This is a genomic window from Paracoccus aminovorans (genome assembly GCF_900005615.1).
Taxonomy (GTDB): Bacteria; Pseudomonadota; Alphaproteobacteria; order Rhodobacterales; family Rhodobacteraceae; genus Paracoccus; species Paracoccus aminovorans.
The window spans coordinates 1,862,782-1,883,882 of record NZ_LN832559.1; the positions used below are offsets into that span (position 1 = coordinate 1,862,782).

Below are 21,101 nucleotides of genomic sequence, written 5' to 3' on the forward strand. Positions count from 1 at the left end.
CCGAGGCGCACGGCAATACTGCCGCCATGGATGCCCGCGAGGACATGAGACGCCGTCTGGATCCGCTGATCGCCGAGCGGGCGCCCTGGCTTTTTTCGGGACGGCGGCATCACACGCTGGCGCGCCAGGCGCTGATGTGGCTGCTGCGCTATCCGCGCACGCTGGAGCTTGCCGCCGAATACCGCGACCTGCCGACGGACGAGATCATGCGCCGCATCGCCGCGCTGATCCTGCGCGACCTGCGGGTCGAGGGGCTTGAACATATCCCGGCCACCGGCCCGGCGCTGATCGTCTCGAACCACCCGACCGGCATCGCCGACGGCATCGTGCTGAACGCGGTGATCGCGGCGGTGCGCGACGACCTGTTCGTCTATGCCAACCACGACATCCTGCGCATCCTGCCGCAATTCGACAGCCTGATCGCGCCGGTGGAATGGCGGGTGGAAAAGCGCAGCCATGCCAAGACCCGCGCGACCATGGACTATACCCGCGCCGCGCTGGAACGCGGCCGCATCGGGCTGATCTTTCCCTCGGGCCGGCTGGCCAAGCGCCAGGGGCTGACGCTGCAGGAAAGGCCCTGGATGGCCAGCGCGGCGATGATCGCGAAGAAATTCGACGCCCCGATCATCCCGCTGCGGATTCGGGCGCGGAATTCGGCGCTGTTCTACCTGCTCGACGCGATCCACCCCAGCCTGCGCGACGTGACCCTGTTCAACGAGGTGCTGAACAAGGCCGGCCAGCCCTTCGGCGTCACCATCGGCGCCCCGATCCCGGCGCCTTCGCTGCCCAGCCGCAGCGAAGACGGCATCGCCCTTTTGCGCGACGCGGTCCTGACGCTGCCGCCGCCCGGCCCCGGTGCCGTGCGCATGTCCCATATCCGCGGCCTGTCGCAGCACCGCCGCGGCCTGGCCTGTCCCTGGCCGATCGAGTGAACCGCCCGCTCAGCGCTGCAGCGGCGGTTCATACTCGATGAAGGCGGTACGGAGCCCGCACGCCAGCCATTTCCGAATACCCACGTCGTGCCATGCGGTTAATGTGGATCCAGATGCGCTGACCCTGCTCGATCCCCGTGCCGGGCTCTCGCCTGCCACTCGGACTCGGGCAGCTGCTTTCTCGGCAAGGGGAACGCCGCCCAAGGTCCAGGACGAGCGCGTCGGCGTCGGCAGCCTTGTCCAGCATGGATGTCTTGTGCCGGGCGCGACGCGACGCCTGCGGGTAAGCCGAAGCCGGGGCCTTTCAGACCACCATGTCGTCGCGGTGGATCAGCGCGGCCCGGCCGGGATAGCCCAGGATCGCCTCGATCTCGTCGCTGCGGTGACCGGCGATGGCGCGGGCCTCGGTCGAGGCATAGCGCACCAGCCCCGAGGCCAGCCGCGCGCCGCCCTGATCCAGCACCACCACCGGATCGCCGCGGCCGAAGCGGCCCGCGACCGCGGTCACGCCGGCCGGCAGCAGCGACTTGCCCTGCCCCAGCGCCCGGGCGGCGCCGGCGTCAACGGTGATCTCGCCCTTGGGCTTCATCGCCGCGATCCAGCGCTTGCGCGCCGCCTGCGGATCGGTGTCGGGCAGGAACCAGGTCACCCGCGCACCCTTGGCCACGGCCGAAAGCGGGTTTGCCACCGAGCCCTCGGCGATGGCCATGGCGCAGCCGCCCGCGACCGCGGTGCGCGCCGCCATCAGCTTGGTCTTCATGCCGCCTTTCGACAGGCCCGAAATCGGGTCGCCGCCCATGGCCTCGATCTCGGGGGTGATCTGGTCGACCACCGGCAGGTGGCGGGCCGAGGCGTCGGTCTTGGGATTGGCGGAATAAAGCCCGTCCACGTCGGACAGCAGCAGCAATTGGTCCGCGCCGCAGGTGACCGCGATCTGCGCCGCCAGCCGGTCGTTGTCGCCGAAGCGGATCTCGTCGGTGGCGACGGTGTCGTTTTCGTTCACGATCGGCACCGCGCCCAGCGACAACAGCGTCTGCATCGTCGCCCGGCTGTTCAGGTAGCGGCGCCGGTCGGTGCTGTCGTCCAGGGTCAAGAGCAGCTGCGCGGTCTTGACCCCATGCGGCGCCAGGGCCTCTTCATAGGCGCGGGCCAGCCGGATCTGGCCGACCGCCGCCGCCGCCTGCGACTGTTCGACGCGCAGGGGTCCCGGCGGCAGTTCCAGCACCAGTCGACCCAGCGCGATGGCGCCCGAGGACACCAGCACCACGTCGGTGCCCCGCGCCCGGGCCTCGGCCACGTCGTCGCAAAGCGCGCGCAGCCATTCGACCCGCAGCCCCTGGGCATCCACCAGCAGCGCCGAGCCGATCTTGACCACCAGCCGCTGCGCCCGCGCCAGATCCGGGATCACGGCCGCCACGGCGCATCGTCCGCTTCGCCGCCGATCTGGCGCGAGGGCGCGATCTGCGCCCAGAGCGCGCGCAGCACCTCGGTCACCCCCATGCCCGAGACGCCGGACATCAGCAGCACCGGCCCGCCGATTCCGGCCTCCAGCGCGGCGCGCTTCTCGTCCAGCTCCTCGGGGTCGATGGCGTCGATCTTGTTCAGCGCCGTCACCCGCGGCTTTTCGGCCAGGGCCGGCGAATAGGCCGCGAGTTCGGCCAGGATGGTCTGCGCATCGCCCGCCACGTCCTCGGAGGTGCCGTCGACCAGGTGCAGAAGCACCCGGGAGCGTTCGACATGGCCCAGGAACTGGTCGCCCAAGCCCCTGCCCTCGCTCGCGCCCTCGATCAGGCCGGGGATGTCGGCCATGACGAATTCATGCCCGTCGACCAGCACCACGCCCAGGTTCGGATGCAGCGTGGTGAAGGGATAGTCGGCGATCTTGGGTCGGGCGTTCGAGACCGCGGCAAGAAAGGTCGACTTCCCAGCGTTCGGCAGGCCCAGCAGACCGGCATCGGCGATCAGCTTCAGGCGCAGCCACAGCGTGCGCTCGATCCCCGGCTGGCCAGGGTTGGCGTGGCGCGGCGCGCGGTTGGTCGAGCTTTTGAAATGCAGGTTGCCGAAGCCGCCGTTGCCGCCCTTGGCCAGCAGCACCCGCTGGCCGGGTTCGGTCAGGTCGGCGATCACGGTTTCCTGATCCTCGTCCAGGATCTCTGTGCCGACGGGGACGCGCAGCACGATGTCCTCGCCCGAGGCGCCGGTGCGCTGCGCGCCCATGCCGTGCTGGCCGGATTTCGCGAAGAAATGCTGCTGGAAGCGGAAGTCGATCAGGGTGTTCAGCCCGCCCACCGCCTCGGCCCAGACATCGCCGCCGCGGCCGCCGTCGCCGCCGTCGGGGCCGCCGTATTCGATGAATTTCTCGCGGCGGAAGGACACGCAGCCGGCGCCCCCGCCGCCCGAGCGGACATAGACCTTGGCGAGATCGAGGAATTTCACGGGCGGCATCCTTGCATTGGCAGAGCCGTGGGATACGCCCTTGACCGACCCGGTTCAAGTTCCCCGCGTGACTTTCGGGCTCCGGCCGGCGTAGATTGGGCCAGATTCGACGGAGCCGCCATGCCGACCCTGACCTATGCGACGCTTTTCACCGCCATCACCCTGGAAGTGATCGGCACCACCTTCCTGCAGCGCAGCGAGCAGTTCACCCGGTTCCTGCCGACGCTGCTGATGGGGCTGTGCTACGCGGCATCCTTCTATTTCCTGTCGCTGGCGCTGCGCGCCATGCCGCTGGGCATCGCCTATGCGATCTGGAGCGGGCTCGGCATCGTACTGGTGTCGCTGATCGGGCTTCTGGCCTTCGGCCAGAGGCTGGACCTGCCCGCGGTGATCGGGCTCGGCATGATCGTGGGGGGCGTCGTCGTGGTCAACCTGTTCTCGAACAGCGTCTCGCATTGAACGCCGCCCTTAACATTTCGGCAAACGCGGCTAGATAATATCCGAAGGGAGGGCCGCGATGATCCGCTTCGACAACAGCTATGCCCGACTGCCCGAAGGTTTCTTCACCCGCACCCGGCCGACGCCGGTGCGCGATCCCCAGCTGGTGGCGCTGAACCGGCCGCTGGCCGGGCTGCTCGGCCTCGACCCCGACTGGCTCGCCGGGCCCGAGGGCGTCGCCATGCTGGCCGGCAACGCCCTGCCCGAGGGGGCCGAGCCCATCGCCCAGGCCTATGCCGGCCACCAGTTCGGCGGTTTCGTGCCGCAGCTGGGCGACGGCCGCGCGGTGCTGCTGGGCGAGATCGTCGCCCCGGACGGCGCGCGCTTCGACATCCAGCTGAAGGGCGCCGGGCCGACCCCCTTCTCGCGCCGGGGCGACGGCCGGGCCTGGCTGGGGCCGGTGCTGCGCGAATACCTGGTCAGCGAATTCATGGCCGCCTTCGGCATCCCGACCACCCGGGCGTTGGCCGCCGTCGCCACCGGCGAAACGGTGATCCGCGAAACCCTGCTGCCCGGCGCGGTGCTGACCCGCGTCGCCGCCAGCCATATACGCGTCGGCACCTTCGAGTTCTATGCCGCCCGCGGCGACCGCGACCGGTTGCAGTTGCTGGCCGACCACGTCATCGCCCGGCATTATCCCGGCGCATCCGGGGCGGCGGACCTGCTGCAAGGCGTGGTCGAGCGGCAGGCGGCGACCATCGCCGGCTGGATGGGCCTGGGCTTCATCCATGGGGTGATGAACACCGACAACATGTCGGTCTCGGGTGAGACCATCGATTACGGCCCCTGCGCCTTCATGGACGGATACCGGCCGGACAAGGTGTTCTCCTCGATCGATGCCCATGGCCGCTATGCCTGGCAGGAACAGCCGAACATCGCGGTCTGGAACCTGGCGCAGCTTGCCAGCTGCCTGGTGCCGCTGATGGGCAACGACGATGCCGCCATCGAACGGGCGACGCAGATCGTCCACAGCTTCCCCGGCCTCTATCAGGCCGAATGGCTGAAGCGCTTCGCCGCCAAGCTGGGCATCGCCGAACCCCGACCCGAGGACCGGGCGCTGATCGAGCGGCTGCTGACGCTGATGGCCGCCGAGGAAGCCGATTTCACCCGGGTCTTCGCCGGGCTGGCGGACGGCCGCGCCCGCGACGAATTCGCGGCGCCCGAGACCTTCGACGCCTGGGCCGGCGAATGGCAGGCGCGCATCGCCGGCCTGCCCGACAGCGCGCAGGTCATGGCGCGGGCCAATCCCCGCCGCATCCCCCGCAATCACCGGATCGAGGCGGTCATCGCCGCCGGGCGCGAAGGCGATTACGCGCCCTTCCACGCGCTGGACGCGGCGCTGCGCGCGCCCTTCGAGGACCAGCCGGAATGGGAGCCCTTTGCGCTGGCCCCCGAACCCCAGGAGATCGTCCGCCGCACCTTCTGCGGCACCTGAGCAGCAACGAAAGGCCCCATGCAGAACAGCCCCGACCCGTTGAGACTGGCCAGCTACAACCTGCACAAGTGCCGCGGCATGACCGGCCCGCATGCCCCCGAGCGCAATCTCGCCGTCATCGCCGAACTGGGCGCCGACGTGGTCGCCCTGCAAGAAGTGGACTTCCGCTTCGGTGCCCGGCCCGAGGCCCTGCCCCGCGCGCTGATCGAAAAGACCACCGGCATGGTGCCGGCGCCGTTCCTGGGCACCGGGGAAAACTCGCTCGGCTGGCACGGCCAGACCATCCTGCTGCGGCCGGAACTGCGCGACAAGGCGCAGATCCGCCGCCTGCCGCTGCCCGGGATCGAGCCGCGCGGCGCGCTGGTGCTGCGCCTGCCCGGCCTGACCGTGGTGGCGCTGCACCTGGGGCTGATCCGCTCGTCGCGCCGGGCGCAGCTGTCGCGGATCATCGCCCAGGCCCGGCGCATCGGCCACGACCGGCTGGTGCTGACCGGGGATTTCAACGAGTGGCACGATTCCCGCGGCCTCGAGGCGCTGGAGCCGCTGCGCGTCATCGCCCCCGGCCCCAGCTGGCCCGCGCCGTTCCCGCGATTGCGCTACGACCGTTTCGCGCTGTCGCGCAGCATCGACGTGCTGGATTGCGGTGTACTGGACAGCGAGATGGCGCGGCAGGCCTCGGATCACCTGCCGGTCTGGGCCGACCTGGCGGTGGACGCGCAGGAAGAGGTGCCGCGCGGCTACCAGCCCGCCCGCATCACCTCGCGCATCCCGGACGGCGGCGATCCGGCCGGAAAAGAATGATGCTTTCCCGGCGCGGCCCGCTCGGCTAAACAACCGCCAATCATATCACGATAGGGACGGAAACATGACGGCCATCATCGATATTTTCGCGCGCGAGATTCTGGACAGCCGCGGCAACCCGACGGTCGAGGTCGACGTGACGCTGGAGGACGGCACCATGGGCCGCGCGGCGGTGCCCTCGGGCGCCTCGACCGGCGCGCATGAGGCGGTGGAAAAGCGCGACGGCGACAAGGCGCGCTACATGGGCAAGGGCGTCCTGGAAGCGGTGAACGCGGTCAACGGCGAGATCGCCGAGAACCTGCTGGGCGAGGACGTGACCGACCAGATCGGCATCGACCGGCTGATGATCGAGCTCGACGGCACCCCGAACAAGGGCCGCCTGGGCGCCAACGCCATCCTGGGCGTGTCGCTGGCCGCCGCCAAGGCCGCGGCCGAGGCCACCGCGCAGCCGCTCTACCGCTATGTCGGCGGCACGGGCGCGCATGTGCTGCCGGTGCCGATGATGAACATCATCAACGGCGGCGAACATGCCGACAACCCGATCGACATCCAGGAATTCATGATCATGCCGGTCAGCGCGGAAAACATCCGCGAGGCCGTGCGCATGGGCTCGGAAGTCTTCCACACGCTGAAGAAGGAACTCTCGGCGGCCGGGCTCTCGACCGGGATCGGCGACGAGGGCGGCTTCGCGCCGAACCTGTCGAGCGCCCGCGACGCGCTGGACTTCATCCTGAAGGCCATCGAGAAGGCCGGCTATGCGCCCGGCGACGACATCATGCTGGCGCTGGACTGCGCCTCGACCGAATATTTCAAGGGCGGCAAATACGAGATGAAGGGCGAGGGCAAGTCCCTGACCCCGGCCGAAAACGTCGCCTATTTGGAGGCGCTCTGCAACGACTACCCGATCCTGTCGATCGAGGACGGCTGCTCCGAGGATGACTGGGACGGCTGGAAGCTGCTGACCGACACGCTGGGGGACCGCGTGCAGCTGGTCGGCGACGACCTCTTCGTCACCAACCCCGAGCGGCTGGCCGAGGGCATCGCCAAGGGCTGCGCCAACTCGCTGCTGGTGAAGGTGAACCAGATCGGCACACTGACCGAGACGCTGGACGCCATGCGCATGGCCGACCGCGCCCGCTACACCTCGGTGATGTCGCACCGTTCGGGCGAGACCGAGGACGCCACCATCGCCGACCTCGCCGTGGCGACGAATTGCGGCCAGATCAAGACCGGCAGCCTCGCGCGCTCGGACCGGCTGGCGAAATACAACCAGCTGATCCGCATCGAGGAAATGCTCGGCGCCTCGGCGGTCTATGCCGGAACCTCGATCCTGCGCGGCTGAGCGGCAGCGCAATGGCGCAAGGGGGCGGCCCGCAAGGCCGCCCTTTTCATATCCACCAGCGATGGCTGACGGCGAAGCGCGTCAGCGCCAGCCGCTTGCGGAACTCGGAAGGCTGCGCCCCGGCCAAAGCCTCGATGCCCCGGGGCGCAGCCTCCAGCGCGGCCCTTGCACCGACGCCGGAAAACAGCACCGGCGCAAGACGGCGCGGGATATGGTGGCGCTGCGCCCTTGCCTCGGCCAGCTTTCCGCGCGCATGGGCGGCGATCTCGGCCAGCGCCGAGGCGGACGGGTCCCAAAGCCCGAGGCCGAGCCCCTGCAAGACTGGCAGCGCGGCCAGCCAGGCGGCAAGCCCCGCCCCCTCGGCCTGCGCGGCGATCACGTGCGCCACCGGCTCCCGGCTTCTTCTGTGTACAAATATCCCGCGGGGGTCCGGGGGCGCGAAGCCCCCGGCGCCGACGTCTTCAAGCCCCCCTCCCGCCTCGGCCTGCGCCGCACAGGCAAGGGTCGCCGCCTTCGGCCCATCGAGGGCCTCGGCGGCGAAAAGCGCCAGCGGTACCGCCGTGTCCCGCACATAGGCCGCGACTGCGGCGGGACCGTCATGCGCTTCGCGCGCGGCGTCGCGGCGGCGGGCCTCGGCCAGCACGGCAAAATCCACCGCCCGCGCGCCCCATGCCTCGGCCAGCGGCACCAGCAACTCATGCGCGGACAGGTCGCCGCTGCCGATGGCCTCCAGTCGCTCGATCCACCATTGCAGCCGCATCTCGGCGATCAGCGGCTCGTTGGATGCCAACGGCGCCCGCGCCAGTTCCAGGTTCAGCGCATAGAGCGTCAGCAGCTTCGGCCGCGCCGCCTGCGGGACCAGCAGGCAGATGCCGAAACGGTCGGGATCGTGGGCCCGCAGGCTTTCGGCACAGGCCTGCAGACTCATGCCGGGACCACCCCGTCGCGGATCAGCTTCCAGCGGATGGCATCGACCAGCGCCTCGAAGCTGGCATCGACGATATTGGGGGAAACCCCGACCGTGGACCAGCGGTTGCCCTGGCCGTCGGCGCTGTCGATGATGACGCGGGTCGCCGCCTCGGTGCCCCTGCCGGTGATGCGGACGCGGAAATCGACCAGATGCATGTCGTCGATCGCCGCCTGATAGGGTCCCAGGTCCTTGGCCAGCGCGCGCCACAGGGCGTTGACCGGCCCGCGGTCATGCCCCTCGCCATCCATGCTTTCGCTGACCGACAGCATGCGCGCGCCGCCGATTCCCACCACCACCACCGCCTCGGAAACCGAGATCCGCTGGCCGAGCGCGTTGGTGCGGCGCTCGACGATGACCCGGTAGCGTTCGACATCGAAGAAATGCCGCATCCGCCCCAGTTCCTCCCGCGCCAACAGCTCGAAGCTGGCCTGGGCGCCGTCATAGGCATAGCCGGCATCCTCGCGCGCCTTGACCAGGTCGAGGATGCGGGCCAGCGCCGGATCGTCGCGGCCGACCGCGATCCCGGCCTCGGCCAGACGGGCGCGCAGGTTCGACTGCCCGGCCTGGTTCGACATCGGGATCACGCGCTCGTTGCCGACCGTGGCCGGATCGACATGCTCATAGGTCGCCGGGTTCTTCAGGATGGCGCTGGCATGCAGCCCGGCCTTGTGGGCAAAGGCCGAGGCGCCGACATAGGGCGCCGCCCGCAGCGGCGCGCGATTGAGGATCTCGTCCAGCCGGCGCGAGATGCGGGTCAGCTCCCCCAACCCCGCGACGCCGATGTCCAAGGTCGAGCGATAGGCTTCCTTGAGCAGCAGCGTCGGGATCAGGCTGGTCAGGCTGGCGTTACCGCAGCGCTCGCCCAGCCCGTTCAGCGTGCCCTGGATCTGGCGCGCGCCGGCATCGACCGCGGCCAGGGTGCAGGCGACCGCATTGCCGGTGTCGTCATGGGTATGGATGCCCAGCCGGTCGCCCGGAATGCCCCCCGCGATCACCGCCGCCGTGATCCGCCCGACCTCGGCCGGCAGGGTACCGCCATTGGTATCGCAAAGCACCACCCAGCGCGCGCCGGCCTCCAGCGGCGCCCGCAGGCAGGCCGTCGCATAATCCGGATCCTCGGCGAAACCGTCGAAGAAATGCTCGGCGTCGAACAGCGCCTCGCGCCCCTGCGCCACCAGATGCGCGACCGAGGCGCGGATGTTTTCGAGATTCTCCTCCAGCGTGATCCCCAGCGCCTCGCGGACGTGGAAGGGATGGGTCTTGCCGACCAGGCAGACGGCGGGCGTGCCGGCGTTCAGCACCCCGGCCAGCACCTCGTCGTTCCCGGCCGAGCGGCCCGCGCGCTTGGTCATGCCGAAGGCGGTCATGGTGGCCCGCGTCGCCGGCGCCTGGGCGAAGAAATCGCTGTCGGTCGGATTGGCGCCGGGCCAGCCACCCTCGATGTAATCGACGCCCAGCCGGTCCAGCATATGCGCGATCTCGGTCTTCTCGGCGGCCGAGAACTGCACGCCCTGGGTCTGCTGCCCGTCGCGCAGCGTGGTGTCGTAAAGGTAAAGGCGGTCTTTCATGGCACCCGACATCGCTGAACTATCTGGCTACTTGCGGAGGAGTAGAACTTGGTGAGGGACGAAATTTAGTGAATCTCATCCAGAATGGAGAGATTGACCTCGGGGCCGAACTCCCACGAAGATCCCTCTCGACTGTCCATTATGCGAATGCCTGCCCTGCCAAGGACGTCACGGATGGCATCCGCGCGAGCGAAGTCCCTATTTGACTTCGCCAAGGCCCGAGCCTCGACCAGCGCATCAATTCGGTTTGCGGTCTGGGCATTCACACCCACCCTCACTCCCAGGCTGTAGGCATAGCGCTTGCTTTCCCAACCACCCAATTCATCCGTCAGCAGCCCCAGCAGTCGCGCCGAGGCCAGCAGCCCCGCCGCATCGCCCTGCCCCGCCAACTCGTGCAGCGCCGCGATCGCCCCCGCGGTATTGAGATCGTCGGCAAGCGCGGCGGTGACGGCGGGGGCCGGGCTGGCTGCCGGGTCGATCCCGGCAGTCAGGCCGCGCCATTTGCGCAAGACCGCCTCGGCCTCGCGCGCCTTCTCGGCGGTCCAGTCCATCGGCTTGCGATAATGCGTGGACAGCAGCACGAAGCGGATCACCTCGCCCGGGATGCCCTGGTCCAGCAGGTCGCGGACGGTGAAGAAGTTGCCGAGCGACTTGGACATCTTCTTGCCCTCGACCTGCAACATCTCGTTATGCAGCCAGACATTCGCGAAACGCCCGTAAGGATGGGCGCAGCAGCTTTGCGCGATCTCGTTCTCGTGATGCGGGAATTGCAGGTCGATGCCGCCGGCATGGATGTCGAAACTCTCGCCCAAGAGTTCGTAGGACATGGCCGAGCATTCGATATGCCAGCCCGGCCGGCCCCGGCCCCAGGGCGAATCCCAGCCGGGCAGATCGTCGTCCGAAGGCTTCCAGAGGACGAAATCCATCGGATCCTCCTTGAAGGGCGCGACCTCGACCCGGGCGCCGGCGATCATGTCGTCGACCGAACGGCCCGACAGCTTGCCGTAATCGGCATAGCTGCGCACACGGAACAGCACGTGGCCGTCGCGGGCATAGGCATGGCCGCCGACGATCAGCGCCTCGATCATGGCGATCATCTGGGCGATGTAATCGGTGGCGCGCGGTTCGTGGTCGGGACGCGCGGCCCCCAGCGCGTCCATGTCGGCGTGATACCAGCCGATGGTCTCTTCGGTGCGCTCGCGGATCAGCTCTTCCAGCGTGCCGGGGTTGCCCGCCTGCTGCCGGGCCAGCGCCGCCGCGTTGATCTTGTCGTCCACGTCGGTGAAGTTGCGCACATAGGTGACACGATCCGCGCCATGGATATGGCGCAAGAGCCGCACCAGCACGTCGATCACCACCACCGGCCGGGCATTGCCCAGATGCGCGCGGTCATAGACCGTGGGTCCACACAGATACAGCCGGACATTCGCCGGGTCGAGCGGGCGAAAAAGCTCTTTCGCGCGGGTCCTGGTATTCGTCAGTCTGATCTCGACCATGACTTCCCCTTTGCGGGCGTCGTCAGGTCACCATGAACCGCCCGCCTGAATTTTCAGCCGGTAATGATGCAGCGGATGGTGGCGGTTCCTGCCTTCATGCATTCGCCTTAACGCATTGTCTTGCCTCTGCCAAGAGAGGCTGCAACACTCGCGCCATGAGCCGCGAACTCGTCAATGAAATCTGTGCCGCACAGCCCGGGGCCGAATGGTCGGACCCCTGGGGCGGCGGGCACGACTGCTGGAAGGTCGGCGGCAAAAGCTTCGCGGTGACCGGCGTGGCGGGCACCCATGTCTCGGTCAAGACCGACAGCGCCGAGATGGCGCGTTTCCTGATCGAGACCGGCGTGGCCGAGCGTGCGCCCTATCTGCATGCCAGCTGGGTGGCGCTGCCGCTCGATTCGGCGCCGGACGAACTGGCGCATCGCATCCGCCATTCCTATCGCATCGTGCGCAAGGCGCTGCCGAAGAAGCTGCAGGCGGCGCTGCCGCCGCTGTAGGCGGCGCAAAAGCCGGCCGACCTCCGAAGGAAGCCGGCCGGAAGGCGGGGCCCGAGCGACTGGGCCCCGGTTTTCCGCCGGCTCAGGCCGGAACTTGCGAGGCCAGCTGTTGCAGCAGCGCGTCCATCTGCTTGCAGAGCGCGTCCTCGGTGGTGTTCTTTTCCTTGGCGGCATCGGCCAGGGTGCGCTCGACGCCCATGGCGGCGACGGTGCCTTCCTTGCCCTTGGCCTCGGCGGCGTCGCCCTTGGCGGTGTCGCCGGCCGGGATCATCGCCAGAAGCTTGGTCTGGGTTTCGACCGCCTTGCCGTCGATGAAGCCCTTGTCCTGGCAATAGTTCAGCACGCCCAGCTGGTTGCGCGCGCTTTCATAGGCCGCGCCGCTGTCCTGCACGGCCGGCGCCGCGGGGGCCTCGGCCGTGGCGGCGGGCGCCTGGGCGGTGGGCGCGGCAGGGGCGGCCTCGGGGGCGGCGGTTTCCTGCGCGATGGCCCCGGCGGAAAGGCCGGCGACGGTCAGGGCGGACAGGATGGCGGTGCGGAATTTCGCGGAACGTGCGATCATCTCGATCTCCGTCTGTTGCAGTGAGCCGGGACTGTGGCATGCGCCGCTCCGGGCCGCAAACGGGGTCGGCGAAATGCCGCGACCGGGGGACGGCGTTTCAGCGGAAAAGCACCAGCGAGCCGGGGGACCAGCTCACATTCGCGCGCGTGCCCACGTCCTGCACCTCGCGGCCGAAGACGTTGCGCATGGCGATGCGGACCGGCCGCGCCTGGCCATCCAGGCCGGTCGAGCCGTCCAGCCGCACGTCGTAATAGGTCATGTCGCCGTAATAGACGACCTCGTCGATCACGCCTTCGGCAACCCGCGCCTGACCCGGTGCTCCGGCGGCGACCAGCGAGACCGCCTCGGGCCGGAAGCCGACCGAGGGGCCGTCGTCGCCCGGGTCGGCATGGCTGACGTTCGCGGCCGGGATCTCGACCCGGCCCAGCCCCGGCACCTCGACCTCGACCCCCGTGGGCGTCTCGCCCAGAACCTGCGCCGGCAGGAAGTTCATCACGCCGATGAAATTCGCCACCCGGCGGCTGGTCGGGCGGGCGTAAAGCGCCTCGGGCCCGTCCAGCTGGGCGATCTGGCCCTCGAACATCACCGCGATGCGGTCGGACATGACCAGCGCCTCTTCCTGGTCGTGGGTGACCAGGACGAAGGTGATCCCGACCTGACGCTGCAGCTTGATCAGCTCGACCTGCATCTGCTCGCGCATCTTGCGGTCGAGCGCCGACAAGGGCTCGTCCAGCAGCAGCACCTTGGGTTTCAGGATCAGGGCCCGGGCCAGCGCCACCCGCTGCCGCTGCCCGCCCGACAGCGCATGGCTGGCGCGGGCGCCGTAGCCCTTCAGCCCGACCATGGCCAGCGCCTCCTCGACCGCAGCGGCCTTCTCGGCCTTGGAGCGCGGGTCGCGGCGCAGGCCGAAACCCACGTTCTGGGCGACCGTCAGATGCGGAAAGATGGCATAGGACTGGAACACCATATTGGTCGGACGCCGGTTCGCCGGGACGTTCTCGACATCCTGGCCGTCGATCAGCACCACGCCCGAAGAGATGTCCTCGAACCCGGCGATGGTGCGCAAGAGCGTGGTCTTGCCGCAGCCCGAGGGGCCCAGAAGCGAAAAGAACTCGCCCGCGCGGATGGTCAGGTCGATGCCGCGCAGCGCGTGATAGTCGCCGTAATATTTCTGCACCTGACGGCATTCGATCATCGGCCGGGCGGTCGCCAGACGGTCGTGGCGGGTGTCGTTCACAGGAAGCCTCCGGTATCCTTGGCGCCGGTCCTGGCGATGCCGCGGCGGCGGAAATATTCTGCGACGGTCAAGAGCAGGATCGACATCGCCACCAGCACCGTCCCCAGCGCCATGATCATGGGAATCTGCTTGGGGAACCGCAGCTGGCTGAAGATATAGGTCGGCAGCGTCGGCTCGTTCCCGGCCAGGAAGAAGGCGATGATGAACTCGTCCAGGCTGATGGTGAAGCTCATCAGCAGCGACGAGATGATCCCCGGCATGACCAGGGGCAGGATCACCAGCCGGAAGGCGCTCCACCGCGTCTCGCCCAGGTCGTAGGCGGCCTCCTCCAGCGAGCGGTCGAGCGAGTTGAAGGCGGTGGACAGGATCACCGTGGCATAGGGCATGCAGATCAGCGTATGGCCCAGCATCACCGTCAGGATGCTGAGCTTGACCCCGATGGAGAGCAGCACCACCAGAAGCGAGATCGAGACGATGATCTCGGGCAGGACCAGCGGCAGCATGATCAGCCCCATGATCGGCCCCTTGGCCGGAAACGCGAACCGGGTCGAGGCGCGGGCGGCGAAGATGCCGAGGCAGGTGGCAAAGACCGAGGAACAGACCGCGATGGTCAGCGAATTGAACAGCGCCCGGCGCAGCGAGGCATTGCCCCACATCTGGCCGAACCATTCGGTGGTGACGCCCTTCAGCGGAAAGGCGATGATCGTGCCCGAGTTGAAGGCGAAGACCGGCAGCAGCAGGATCGGCGCATAGAGAAACAGCAGATAGACGATGGCATAGGCGCGCAGCCCGCCGCCCTTCATTGCCGCACCTTCAGAAAGCGGCGGTTCAGCGCCACGAAGATCAGCGACAGCACGGCGACGATCAGCATCGCAGTCACTGCCAGCGCCGAGCCCATCGGCCGGTTGTCCAGGTCCAGCATCTGCGCCTGGATCATGTTGGCGATCATCGGGATCTTGCCGCCGCCGATCAGCGCCGGGGTGACGTAATCGCCGATGGTCGGGATGAAGACGATCAGCGCCGCCGCCACCACGCCGGGCATGGCCAGGGGCAGCGTCACCCGCCAGAAGGTCATGGCCCGGCTTTCGCCCAGGTCGCGCCCGGCCTCCAAGAGCGAGCGGTCGATCTTTTCCAGCGCGATGAAGATGGGCAGGATCGCGAAGGGCGCATAGGCATGGGCCAGAGTGATGACCATCGCGTTGACGTTGTAGAGGATGAAGGTCAGCGGCTGTTCGATGATGCCCAGCGATTTCAGCCCCGAGTTGATGACGCCGTTATAGCCCAGGATCACCTTCCACAGGAACACGCGGATCAGGTAGCTGGTCCAGAAAGGAATGGTGATCAGGAACAGCCACATCGACTTCTTGCGCGGGTCGACGGCGAAGGACAGGAAATAGGCGACCGGAAAGGCCAGCACCACCGTCGTCAGCGTCACCAGCGCGGCGACGGCCAGCGAGCGCAGCATGATCTTGTGAAAGATCGGATCGGACCAGACGGCACGGTAGTTCTCCAGCGTGAATTCGCGGATCACCGTCAGATAGCCGTCCTTGAAGAAGGAATAGGCCAGGATCGTCAGCAGCGGCGCCGCCAGCACCAGCACGGCATAGACGAGCGGCGGTGCGATCAGCGTCAATCCCTGCGCCGCCTGTGATCGGTTTGCTGAAGCCATGCCCTGCCCTGATCGCGTGTCGTTTGCTTGGCAGGGTTTCACAACACCGGCGCGAGGGGAAGCCGTTTTCGGCCCGCTGTCCACAGCTTTCCTCAGTCGGGCCGGAACCTGGCCGCCACCTCGCGGCGGTGCGGCTGGCGGCGGTGCTCGACCAGATAGATGCCCTGCCAGGTGCCGAGGACCATCCGGCCGCCCGAGACGGGAATAGACAGGCTGACCGGCAGGATCGCGGCCTTGAGATGCGCCGGCATGTCGTCGGGGCCCTCAGCGCGATGGGTCAGGTAATGCATCGCCGGATCGTCGGCCGGCGGCGCGATGCGGTCGAGCCAGTTCAGCAGATCGCGCTGCACGTCGGGATCGGCATTCTCCTGGATCAGCAGCGAACACGAGGTGTGGCGGACGAACAGCGTCAGCACGCCCTCGACGGCCCCGGCCGCGCGCAGCCAGGCCGCGACGTCGCGGGTGAACTCGTGGCAGGCCGGGCCCCGGGTCTGGAGGGTTAGAATGTGCTGCATCGTCCTAAGATTCCGGTATTGGCACGGCATTAAGCACTTGAATGGCGGTCATGATCGCATCTTGCAAAAAATGAACCGTGATCATTAGGACAGAGGCCCAGAGGACGACAGGCAGCAGCAGCAGGACCAGCAGCAGCCACCCCTTCCAATGCCGAAACGAGCGCCAGTCGCCCCCGAACACCCTTGAGGTCGAGAACAACCAGAAGGTGAAGCCTGCGGAAAATATTCCCAGAAAGGAAAAAAGCAACAACTTGCGGATCAGGATGGAGGGGGACGAGCCTTCGGGCGCAGCTACCAGCAACTCAAGAAGCGCGCCGCAGGCGGAAAATACCGAAATGACCACTGGCCGCCACGCACGGATATCACTCCTTGATATCTCAAGAGATCGCCTGTCCATCACCGCAGAGTTCCGCCAGGGGGCCCAATCCCGTTCCGCCCTGCATGTCAACGTTTCTAGCATACCCGCACCGCTCACTCCGCCGCCTCGTCCGGCGCTTCCAACCCGCCGCCGTCGTGATCCAGCGCCAGCCGCTTTTGGGTGCGGGCGCCCAGTTCGCGCAGCATCTCGGCCTGGCGGATGACATTGCCCGGGCCCCGCGTCAGCCGGTCCAGCGCCGTGGCATGGCTTTTCTGCGCCCGCTCCAGCGCCACGCCCACCTCTTCGACCGCGCCGACGAAACCGTGCAGCTTGTCGTAGAGCTGACCGGCGCGGGCGGCGATCTGCATGGCGTTGCTCTCGCGCCGCTCGACGGTCCAGATGTGATCGACGGTGCGCAGGGTCAGCATCAGCGTGGTCGGCGTCGCCAGACCGACGCGGTTCTCCATGGCAAAGCGCGCAAGGTCCGGGTCCACGCGCAACGCCTCGGAAAAGGCGCCCTCGACCGGAATGAACATCAACACATAATCGACCGAGCCGTCGTCCAGCGCCTGATAGCCCTTGGCGGCCAGCCCGGCGACATGGGCGCGGACCGCGGCGACATGCCGGCGCAGGGCGGCGTCGCGAAGCGGCATCTCCTCGGCATTCACCGCCTCTTCATAGGCGTTCAACGACACCTTGCTGTCGATCACCAGCAGCTTCTTCTGCGGCATCTTCACGATCACGTCGGGGCGCCACAGCTTGCCGTCGCCGTCGCGATGGCTGGTCTGACTGTCGTAATGGGTGCCGGCGATCAGGCCCGAATCCTCGAGGATGCGCTCCAGGATCATCTCGCCCCAGGCGCCGCGTTTCTGGCTGTCGCCCTTCAGCGCCCGGGTCAGCGCCACTGCCTCGCGCGAGATGTCCTCGGAACGCTTGTGCAGATATTCGATCTGTTCCTTCAGCCGGGCACGTTCCTCGTCCGTGGCCTTGTTGCGGGCCTGCAATTCGGTCTGGAAGCGGTGCACCTGGTCGCGGAAGGGCGTCAGCAGCGCGGACAGCTGCTCGCCATGCGCCTTCTGCATCTCGCTGCCCTGGGATTTCAGCGTCTCATGCGCCATCAGGCGGAACTGCCCGGTCATTTCCTCGCGCAATTCGCGCAGGGTGGCGATGTCGCGTTCGGCCGCCTCGCGGTCCTTCAGCGCCGCCAGCCTGGCCTCGGCCAGTTCGAGGTCCAGCCGCGAGACCTGCTGGCGCTCGCGGTGCAGCGCATCGCTGAGCCCGTCGCGTTCCTCGACCAGCTCCTGCGCCCGCTGGCCCAGCGTCTCGGCGCGGCTTTCCAGCCGGCTGGCGGCCAGCTGTTGGTCGCGCAGCCGCTCGGCCTCGGCGGCAAGACGCGCCTGCAGGTCCGCCTCGCGCCCGGCCGCAGCAGCGGCGGACGCCTGGGCCGAACGCCGCGTTCGCCACAGCGCAACAAGCAGGGCCGCCAGCGTGGCCAGCGCCAGGGCCAGCAGCAGGCGCAGATTGTCCGAATCCGCCAGCCAGTCCTGAATTCCTGCCGCCTCGGGTCCGGGCATCGCCGCCTCTTTCGTTTCGCGCTCGCCGGCGCCGCGCGGCGACTGTTCACCTTTTCCCCCAAGAATGCAAGACGGCGCCCCTTCCATCCCGGGCCGCGGACGCCTAGCTTCCTTGCGAAAAACCGCAAAAGGAGAACAGGCATGGCCAAGACCGTCGCCGTCATCACCGGCTCGCTGCGCAAGGATTCGCTGAACCACAAGCTGATGCAGGTCCTGCAGAAACTGGCCGGCGACCGGCTGGAGTTCCATCCGCTGCATATCGGCGACCTGCCGCATTACAACGAGGAGCTTTGGGCCGATCCGCCGGTCTCGGTGCTGCGGCTCAAGGACCGGATCGAGCATTCCGACGCGGTGCTGGCAATTACGCCGGAATACAACCGCAGCTATCCGGGCGTCATCAAGAACGCGCTGGACTGGGCGACCCGCCCCTATGGCGAGAATTCCTGGTCCGGCAAGCCCGCCGCCGTCACCGGCACCTCGCCCGGCGCCATCGGCGCGGCCGCGGGCCAGTTGCGGCTTAAGGCCGACATGCTGGCCGTGGGCATGGTGATGATGAGTGCCCCCGAGGCCTATCTGCAATGGAAGCCCGAGGCCTATGCCGCCGACGGCACCGTCACCGACGAATCGACGGCGAAATTCCTGGGCGGATTCGTCGACGCCTTCGTCGCCTGGATCGAAAAGCACGGCTGAGAATGGACCAGGCCCGGGCCGCGAAGGCGCGGTCCCGGGTCCAGCCGTCAGACCGGGGCCGGTCCCGCCGTCTCGCGCATGAAATCCAGCAGGCCGCGGGCGAAGCGGCCGGCGTCGCCGACCTGCACGCCGTTTTCGGCGATCCAGTCGAAGAGCGTGCCCGGTTCGGAACTGCCGAACCCCATGCGCCAGCCGGCGAATTGCCGATCGGGCAGTTCGCCCCGCCACAGGTATTCGACGCCCTCGTGGCGCGGGTCGGCCTCGATCAGCGCGCCGACCTGCTGCAGGGCCTCGGCCGGGCCTTCCAGCCATTGATAGAAGCGGCCGTCCTCATGGTGCAGATAACCGGTCAGCCCATATTCGGCATTGCGGGCCCGCGCCGCCTGCAGGATGGCGCGGCATTGGCCGGACCGCGCGTCGAGCGTGGTCCGGCTGCGATACAGAAAGAATGCCGTCACCCTATTGGTCCAGGAATGACCGCAGCTTGCGCGAGCGCGAGGGGTGCTTCAGCTTGCGCAGCGCCTTGGCCTCGATCTGGCGGATGCGCTCGCGGGTGACGCTGAACTGCTGACCGACCTCTTCCAGCGTGTGGTCGGTGTTCATGCCGATGCCGAAGCGCATCCGCAGCACCCGTTCCTCGCGCGGGGTCAGGCTGGCCAGGACCCGCGTGGTGGTCTCCTTGAGGTTTTCCTGAATGGCGCTGTCGAGCGGCAGCACGGCATTCTTGTCCTCGATGAAATCGCCAAGCTGGCTGTCCTCTTCGTCCCCGATCGGGGTTTCGAGGCTGATCGGCTCCTTGGCGATCTTCATCACCTTGCGGACCTTTTCCAGCGGCATCTGCAGCTTTTCGGCCAGTTCTTCGGGCGTCGGCTCGCGGCCGATCTCATGCAGCATCTGGCGGCCGGTGCGGACCAGCTTGTTGATCGTCTCGATCATATGCACCGGGATGCGGATGGTGCGCGCCTGGTCGGCGATGGAGCGGGTGATCGCCTGCCGGATCCACCAGGTCGCATAGGTCGAGAACTTGTAGCCGCGCCGATACTCGAACTTGTCCACGGCCTTCATCAGGCCGATATTGCCTTCCTGAATGAGATCAAGGAATTGCAGGCCCCTGTTCGTGTATTTCTTGGCGATGGAGATCACCAGGCGCAGGTTCGCCTCGACCATTTCCTTCTTGGCCTGGCGCGATTCCTTTTCGCCGCGCTGGACCTGGCTGACGATGCGGCGGAATTCCTCGATGTCGACGCCGACGCGCTGGCCGACCATGGCCATCTCGGCGCGCAGGCTTTCGACCTGGTCGCGCGAACGCTCGAACAGCGCCTGCCAGCCGCGGCCCTTGTGGGTCATCATCCGGTCGACCCAGGTCGGGTCCAGCTCGCTGCCGCGATAGGCCTCGATGAATTCGCGACGGTTGATGCGGGCGCCGTCGGCCAGTTTCACCATGCCCGAGTCGATGGTGACGATGCGGCGGTTGATGCCATAGATCTGGTCGACCAGCGCCTCGATCCGGGCGTTGTTCAGATGCAGCTCGTTCACCAGTCCGACGATGCGCGAGCGCAGCACCTGATAGTCCGATTCCTGCGCGGCCGAGAAGGTGTCGTCCTCGTTCAGCGTGGCGGACATGCGGTTGTCCTGCATATGCGCCAGCTCTTCATAGCCCTGGGCGATGGCCTCGAGCGTCTCGAGCACCTTGGGCTTCAGCGAGGCTTCCATCGCGGCCAGCGACAGGTTCTGGCCGTCGTCGTCCTCTTCCTCGTCTTCGCGGCCGATGGGATTGCCGTCGGCATCCAGCTCCTGCTCTTCCGAGCCGGCGGCATTGCCGGCGGCGGGCGAGGCGGCGCTGTCCAGCACCTCCTCTTCCTCGGCCTCGGCCTCGTCCTCGTCCATGGCGCGGCCGAAGGTGGTTTCAAGGTCGATCACGTCGCGCAGCAGGATGTCCTCGTCCAGCAGCTCCTGGCGCCAGAGCGTGATCGCGCGAAAGGTCAGCGGGCTTTCGCACAGGCCCGCGATCATGGTGTTGCGGCCGGCCTCGATGCGCTTGGCGATGGCGATCTCGCCCTCGCGCGACAGCAGTTCGACCGAGCCCATCTCGCGCAGATACATCCGCACCGGATCGTCGGTGCGGTCCAGCTTTTCGGTCTCGGCGGTCGCGACGGCGATCTCGCGCGAGCTCGAACCGGTGGTGGCGACCTCGCCCCCGGTCTCGCCCTCTTCGGCTTCCTCGTCGCTTTCGACCACGCGGATGTCCATCTCGGAGAGCATGGACATGACATCCTCGATCTGGTCGGAACTGACTTGTTCGGGGGGCAGGACGGCGTTCAGCTGGTCATAGGTGATGAAACCGCGCTCGCGCCCTTCGGCGATCATGCGCTTGACCGCAGCCTGCGACATGTCCAGCGAATGATCGTCGTCCTTGGTGTCTGGCTTCTGGTCGTCGTCGTTGGCTGCCATGCTGGCTCCCTTGAAACGATGATTCGCGAATCGGCGAATCGGGATCGGCTATCGGTCGGTTCTAGCGCGTGTC

Annotated in this window: 21 protein-coding genes; 7 read left to right on the forward strand and 14 right to left on the reverse strand. The window is 67.7% G+C overall.

Features of this window, described 5'->3' with window-relative positions:
- The first annotated feature begins 26 nt into the window (after window positions 1-26).
- On the forward strand, window positions 27-932 hold the full coding sequence (locus JCM7685_RS09325; RefSeq protein ID WP_074969170.1) for a 1-acyl-sn-glycerol-3-phosphate acyltransferase: 906 nt from the start codon (window positions 27-29) through the stop codon (window positions 930-932).
- A gap of 304 nt (window positions 933-1,236) precedes the next feature.
- On the opposite strand, the gene proB is transcribed toward JCM7685_RS09325, so the two are convergent.
- Window positions 1,237-2,349, reverse strand: a complete 1,113-nt coding sequence (gene proB / locus JCM7685_RS09330; RefSeq protein ID WP_074969096.1) for a glutamate 5-kinase — start codon at window positions 2,347-2,349, stop codon at window positions 1,237-1,239.
- The gene (gene obgE / locus JCM7685_RS09335) at window positions 2,337-3,368 is read right to left on the reverse strand and encodes a GTPase ObgE (protein ID WP_074969172.1); all 1,032 of its coding nucleotides are present in this window, start codon (window positions 3,366-3,368) and stop codon (window positions 2,337-2,339) included. The genes proB and obgE overlap by 13 nt, the downstream gene beginning before the upstream one ends.
- Before the next feature lie 120 nt (window positions 3,369-3,488).
- On the opposite strand from obgE, the gene JCM7685_RS09340 reads away from it, so the two are divergent.
- The 4 genes from JCM7685_RS09340 (at window position 3,489) to eno (ending at window position 7,444) form a co-directional block, all read left to right on the forward strand.
- Entirely contained in the window at window positions 3,489-3,827 is a 339-nt protein-coding gene (locus tag JCM7685_RS09340) for a DMT family transporter (RefSeq protein WP_074969098.1), read from the forward strand.
- A gap of 58 nt (window positions 3,828-3,885) precedes the next feature.
- Window positions 3,886-5,301 carry a protein adenylyltransferase SelO gene (locus JCM7685_RS09345; RefSeq protein WP_074969100.1) on the forward strand — a complete coding sequence of 472 codons (1,416 nt, stop codon included), beginning with the start codon at window positions 3,886-3,888 and terminating at the stop codon, window positions 5,299-5,301.
- Window positions 5,302-5,319: 18 nt separating this feature from the next.
- Window positions 5,320-6,102 (forward strand): endonuclease/exonuclease/phosphatase family protein, encoded by a 783-nt coding sequence (locus tag JCM7685_RS09350; RefSeq protein ID WP_074969102.1) that lies wholly within the window; start codon window positions 5,320-5,322, stop codon window positions 6,100-6,102.
- A gap of 64 nt (window positions 6,103-6,166) precedes the next feature.
- Complete coding sequence (gene eno, locus JCM7685_RS09355) at window positions 6,167-7,444, forward strand: phosphopyruvate hydratase (RefSeq protein WP_074969104.1); 1,278 nt, start codon at window positions 6,167-6,169, stop codon at window positions 7,442-7,444.
- Between the two features lie 46 nt (window positions 7,445-7,490).
- Here the strand turns inward: eno and JCM7685_RS09360 are convergent, their stop codons facing one another.
- The 3 genes from JCM7685_RS09360 to cysS form a co-directional block, all read right to left on the reverse strand.
- Window positions 7,491-8,372 (reverse strand): squalene/phytoene synthase family protein, encoded by an 882-nt coding sequence (locus JCM7685_RS09360; RefSeq protein ID WP_074969106.1) that lies wholly within the window; start codon window positions 8,370-8,372, stop codon window positions 7,491-7,493.
- Window positions 8,369-9,982, reverse strand: coding sequence for a citramalate synthase (gene cimA / locus JCM7685_RS09365; protein ID WP_074969174.1), 1,614 nt, complete (start codon window positions 9,980-9,982; stop codon window positions 8,369-8,371). The genes JCM7685_RS09360 and cimA overlap by 4 nt, the downstream gene beginning before the upstream one ends.
- A gap of 65 nt (window positions 9,983-10,047) precedes the next feature.
- Window positions 10,048-11,478 carry a cysteine--tRNA ligase gene (gene cysS / locus JCM7685_RS09370; protein ID WP_074969108.1) on the reverse strand — a complete coding sequence of 477 codons (1,431 nt, stop codon included), beginning with the start codon at window positions 11,476-11,478 and terminating at the stop codon, window positions 10,048-10,050.
- Between the two features lie 155 nt (window positions 11,479-11,633).
- Between cysS and JCM7685_RS09375 the strand changes: the two genes are divergently transcribed.
- Window positions 11,634-11,975, forward strand: coding sequence for an MmcQ/YjbR family DNA-binding protein (locus JCM7685_RS09375; protein WP_074969110.1), 342 nt, complete (start codon window positions 11,634-11,636; stop codon window positions 11,973-11,975).
- Window positions 11,976-12,057: 82 nt separating this feature from the next.
- Here the strand turns inward: JCM7685_RS09375 and JCM7685_RS09380 are convergent, their stop codons facing one another.
- From JCM7685_RS09380 to rmuC, 7 genes are all read right to left on the reverse strand, one after another.
- Window positions 12,058-12,534, reverse strand: a complete 477-nt coding sequence (locus tag JCM7685_RS09380) for a pore-forming ESAT-6 family protein (RefSeq protein WP_083412826.1) — start codon at window positions 12,532-12,534, stop codon at window positions 12,058-12,060.
- A 97-nt stretch (window positions 12,535-12,631) separates the two neighbouring features.
- Window positions 12,632-13,729 (reverse strand): ABC transporter ATP-binding protein, encoded by a 1,098-nt coding sequence (locus JCM7685_RS09385; RefSeq protein WP_074969178.1) that lies wholly within the window; start codon window positions 13,727-13,729, stop codon window positions 12,632-12,634.
- A gap of 38 nt (window positions 13,730-13,767) precedes the next feature.
- The gene (locus tag JCM7685_RS09390) at window positions 13,768-14,574 is read right to left on the reverse strand and encodes an ABC transporter permease (protein WP_074969112.1); all 807 of its coding nucleotides are present in this window, start codon (window positions 14,572-14,574) and stop codon (window positions 13,768-13,770) included.
- Window positions 14,571-15,440 (reverse strand): ABC transporter permease, encoded by an 870-nt coding sequence (locus tag JCM7685_RS09395; RefSeq protein WP_074969114.1) that lies wholly within the window; start codon window positions 15,438-15,440, stop codon window positions 14,571-14,573. Before JCM7685_RS09395 ends, JCM7685_RS09390 begins: the two co-directional genes overlap by 4 nt.
- 92 nt (window positions 15,441-15,532) lie before the next feature.
- Entirely contained in the window at window positions 15,533-15,955 is a 423-nt protein-coding gene (locus tag JCM7685_RS09400; RefSeq protein ID WP_074969116.1) for a secondary thiamine-phosphate synthase enzyme YjbQ, read from the reverse strand.
- Between the two features lie 4 nt (window positions 15,956-15,959).
- Window positions 15,960-16,352: a hypothetical protein gene (locus JCM7685_RS09405; RefSeq protein ID WP_139218106.1), complete on the reverse strand. Its 393-nt coding sequence runs from the start codon at window positions 16,350-16,352 to the stop codon at window positions 15,960-15,962.
- Window positions 16,353-16,426: 74 nt separating this feature from the next.
- Window positions 16,427-17,887, reverse strand: a complete 1,461-nt coding sequence (gene rmuC / locus JCM7685_RS09410) for a DNA recombination protein RmuC (protein WP_074969120.1) — start codon at window positions 17,885-17,887, stop codon at window positions 16,427-16,429.
- Window positions 17,888-18,028: 141 nt separating this feature from the next.
- Between rmuC and JCM7685_RS09415 the strand changes: the two genes are divergently transcribed.
- Window positions 18,029-18,577, forward strand: coding sequence for an NADPH-dependent FMN reductase (locus tag JCM7685_RS09415; RefSeq protein ID WP_074969121.1), 549 nt, complete (start codon window positions 18,029-18,031; stop codon window positions 18,575-18,577).
- A 47-nt stretch (window positions 18,578-18,624) separates the two neighbouring features.
- Here the strand turns inward: JCM7685_RS09415 and JCM7685_RS09420 are convergent, their stop codons facing one another.
- Window positions 18,625-19,035, reverse strand: a complete 411-nt coding sequence (locus JCM7685_RS09420; RefSeq protein ID WP_074969124.1) for a BLUF domain-containing protein — start codon at window positions 19,033-19,035, stop codon at window positions 18,625-18,627.
- Between the two features lies 1 nt (window position 19,036).
- Entirely contained in the window at window positions 19,037-21,028 is a 1,992-nt protein-coding gene (gene rpoD / locus JCM7685_RS09425; protein WP_074969126.1) for an RNA polymerase sigma factor RpoD, read from the reverse strand.
- Window positions 21,029-21,101: the final 73 nt, after the last annotated feature.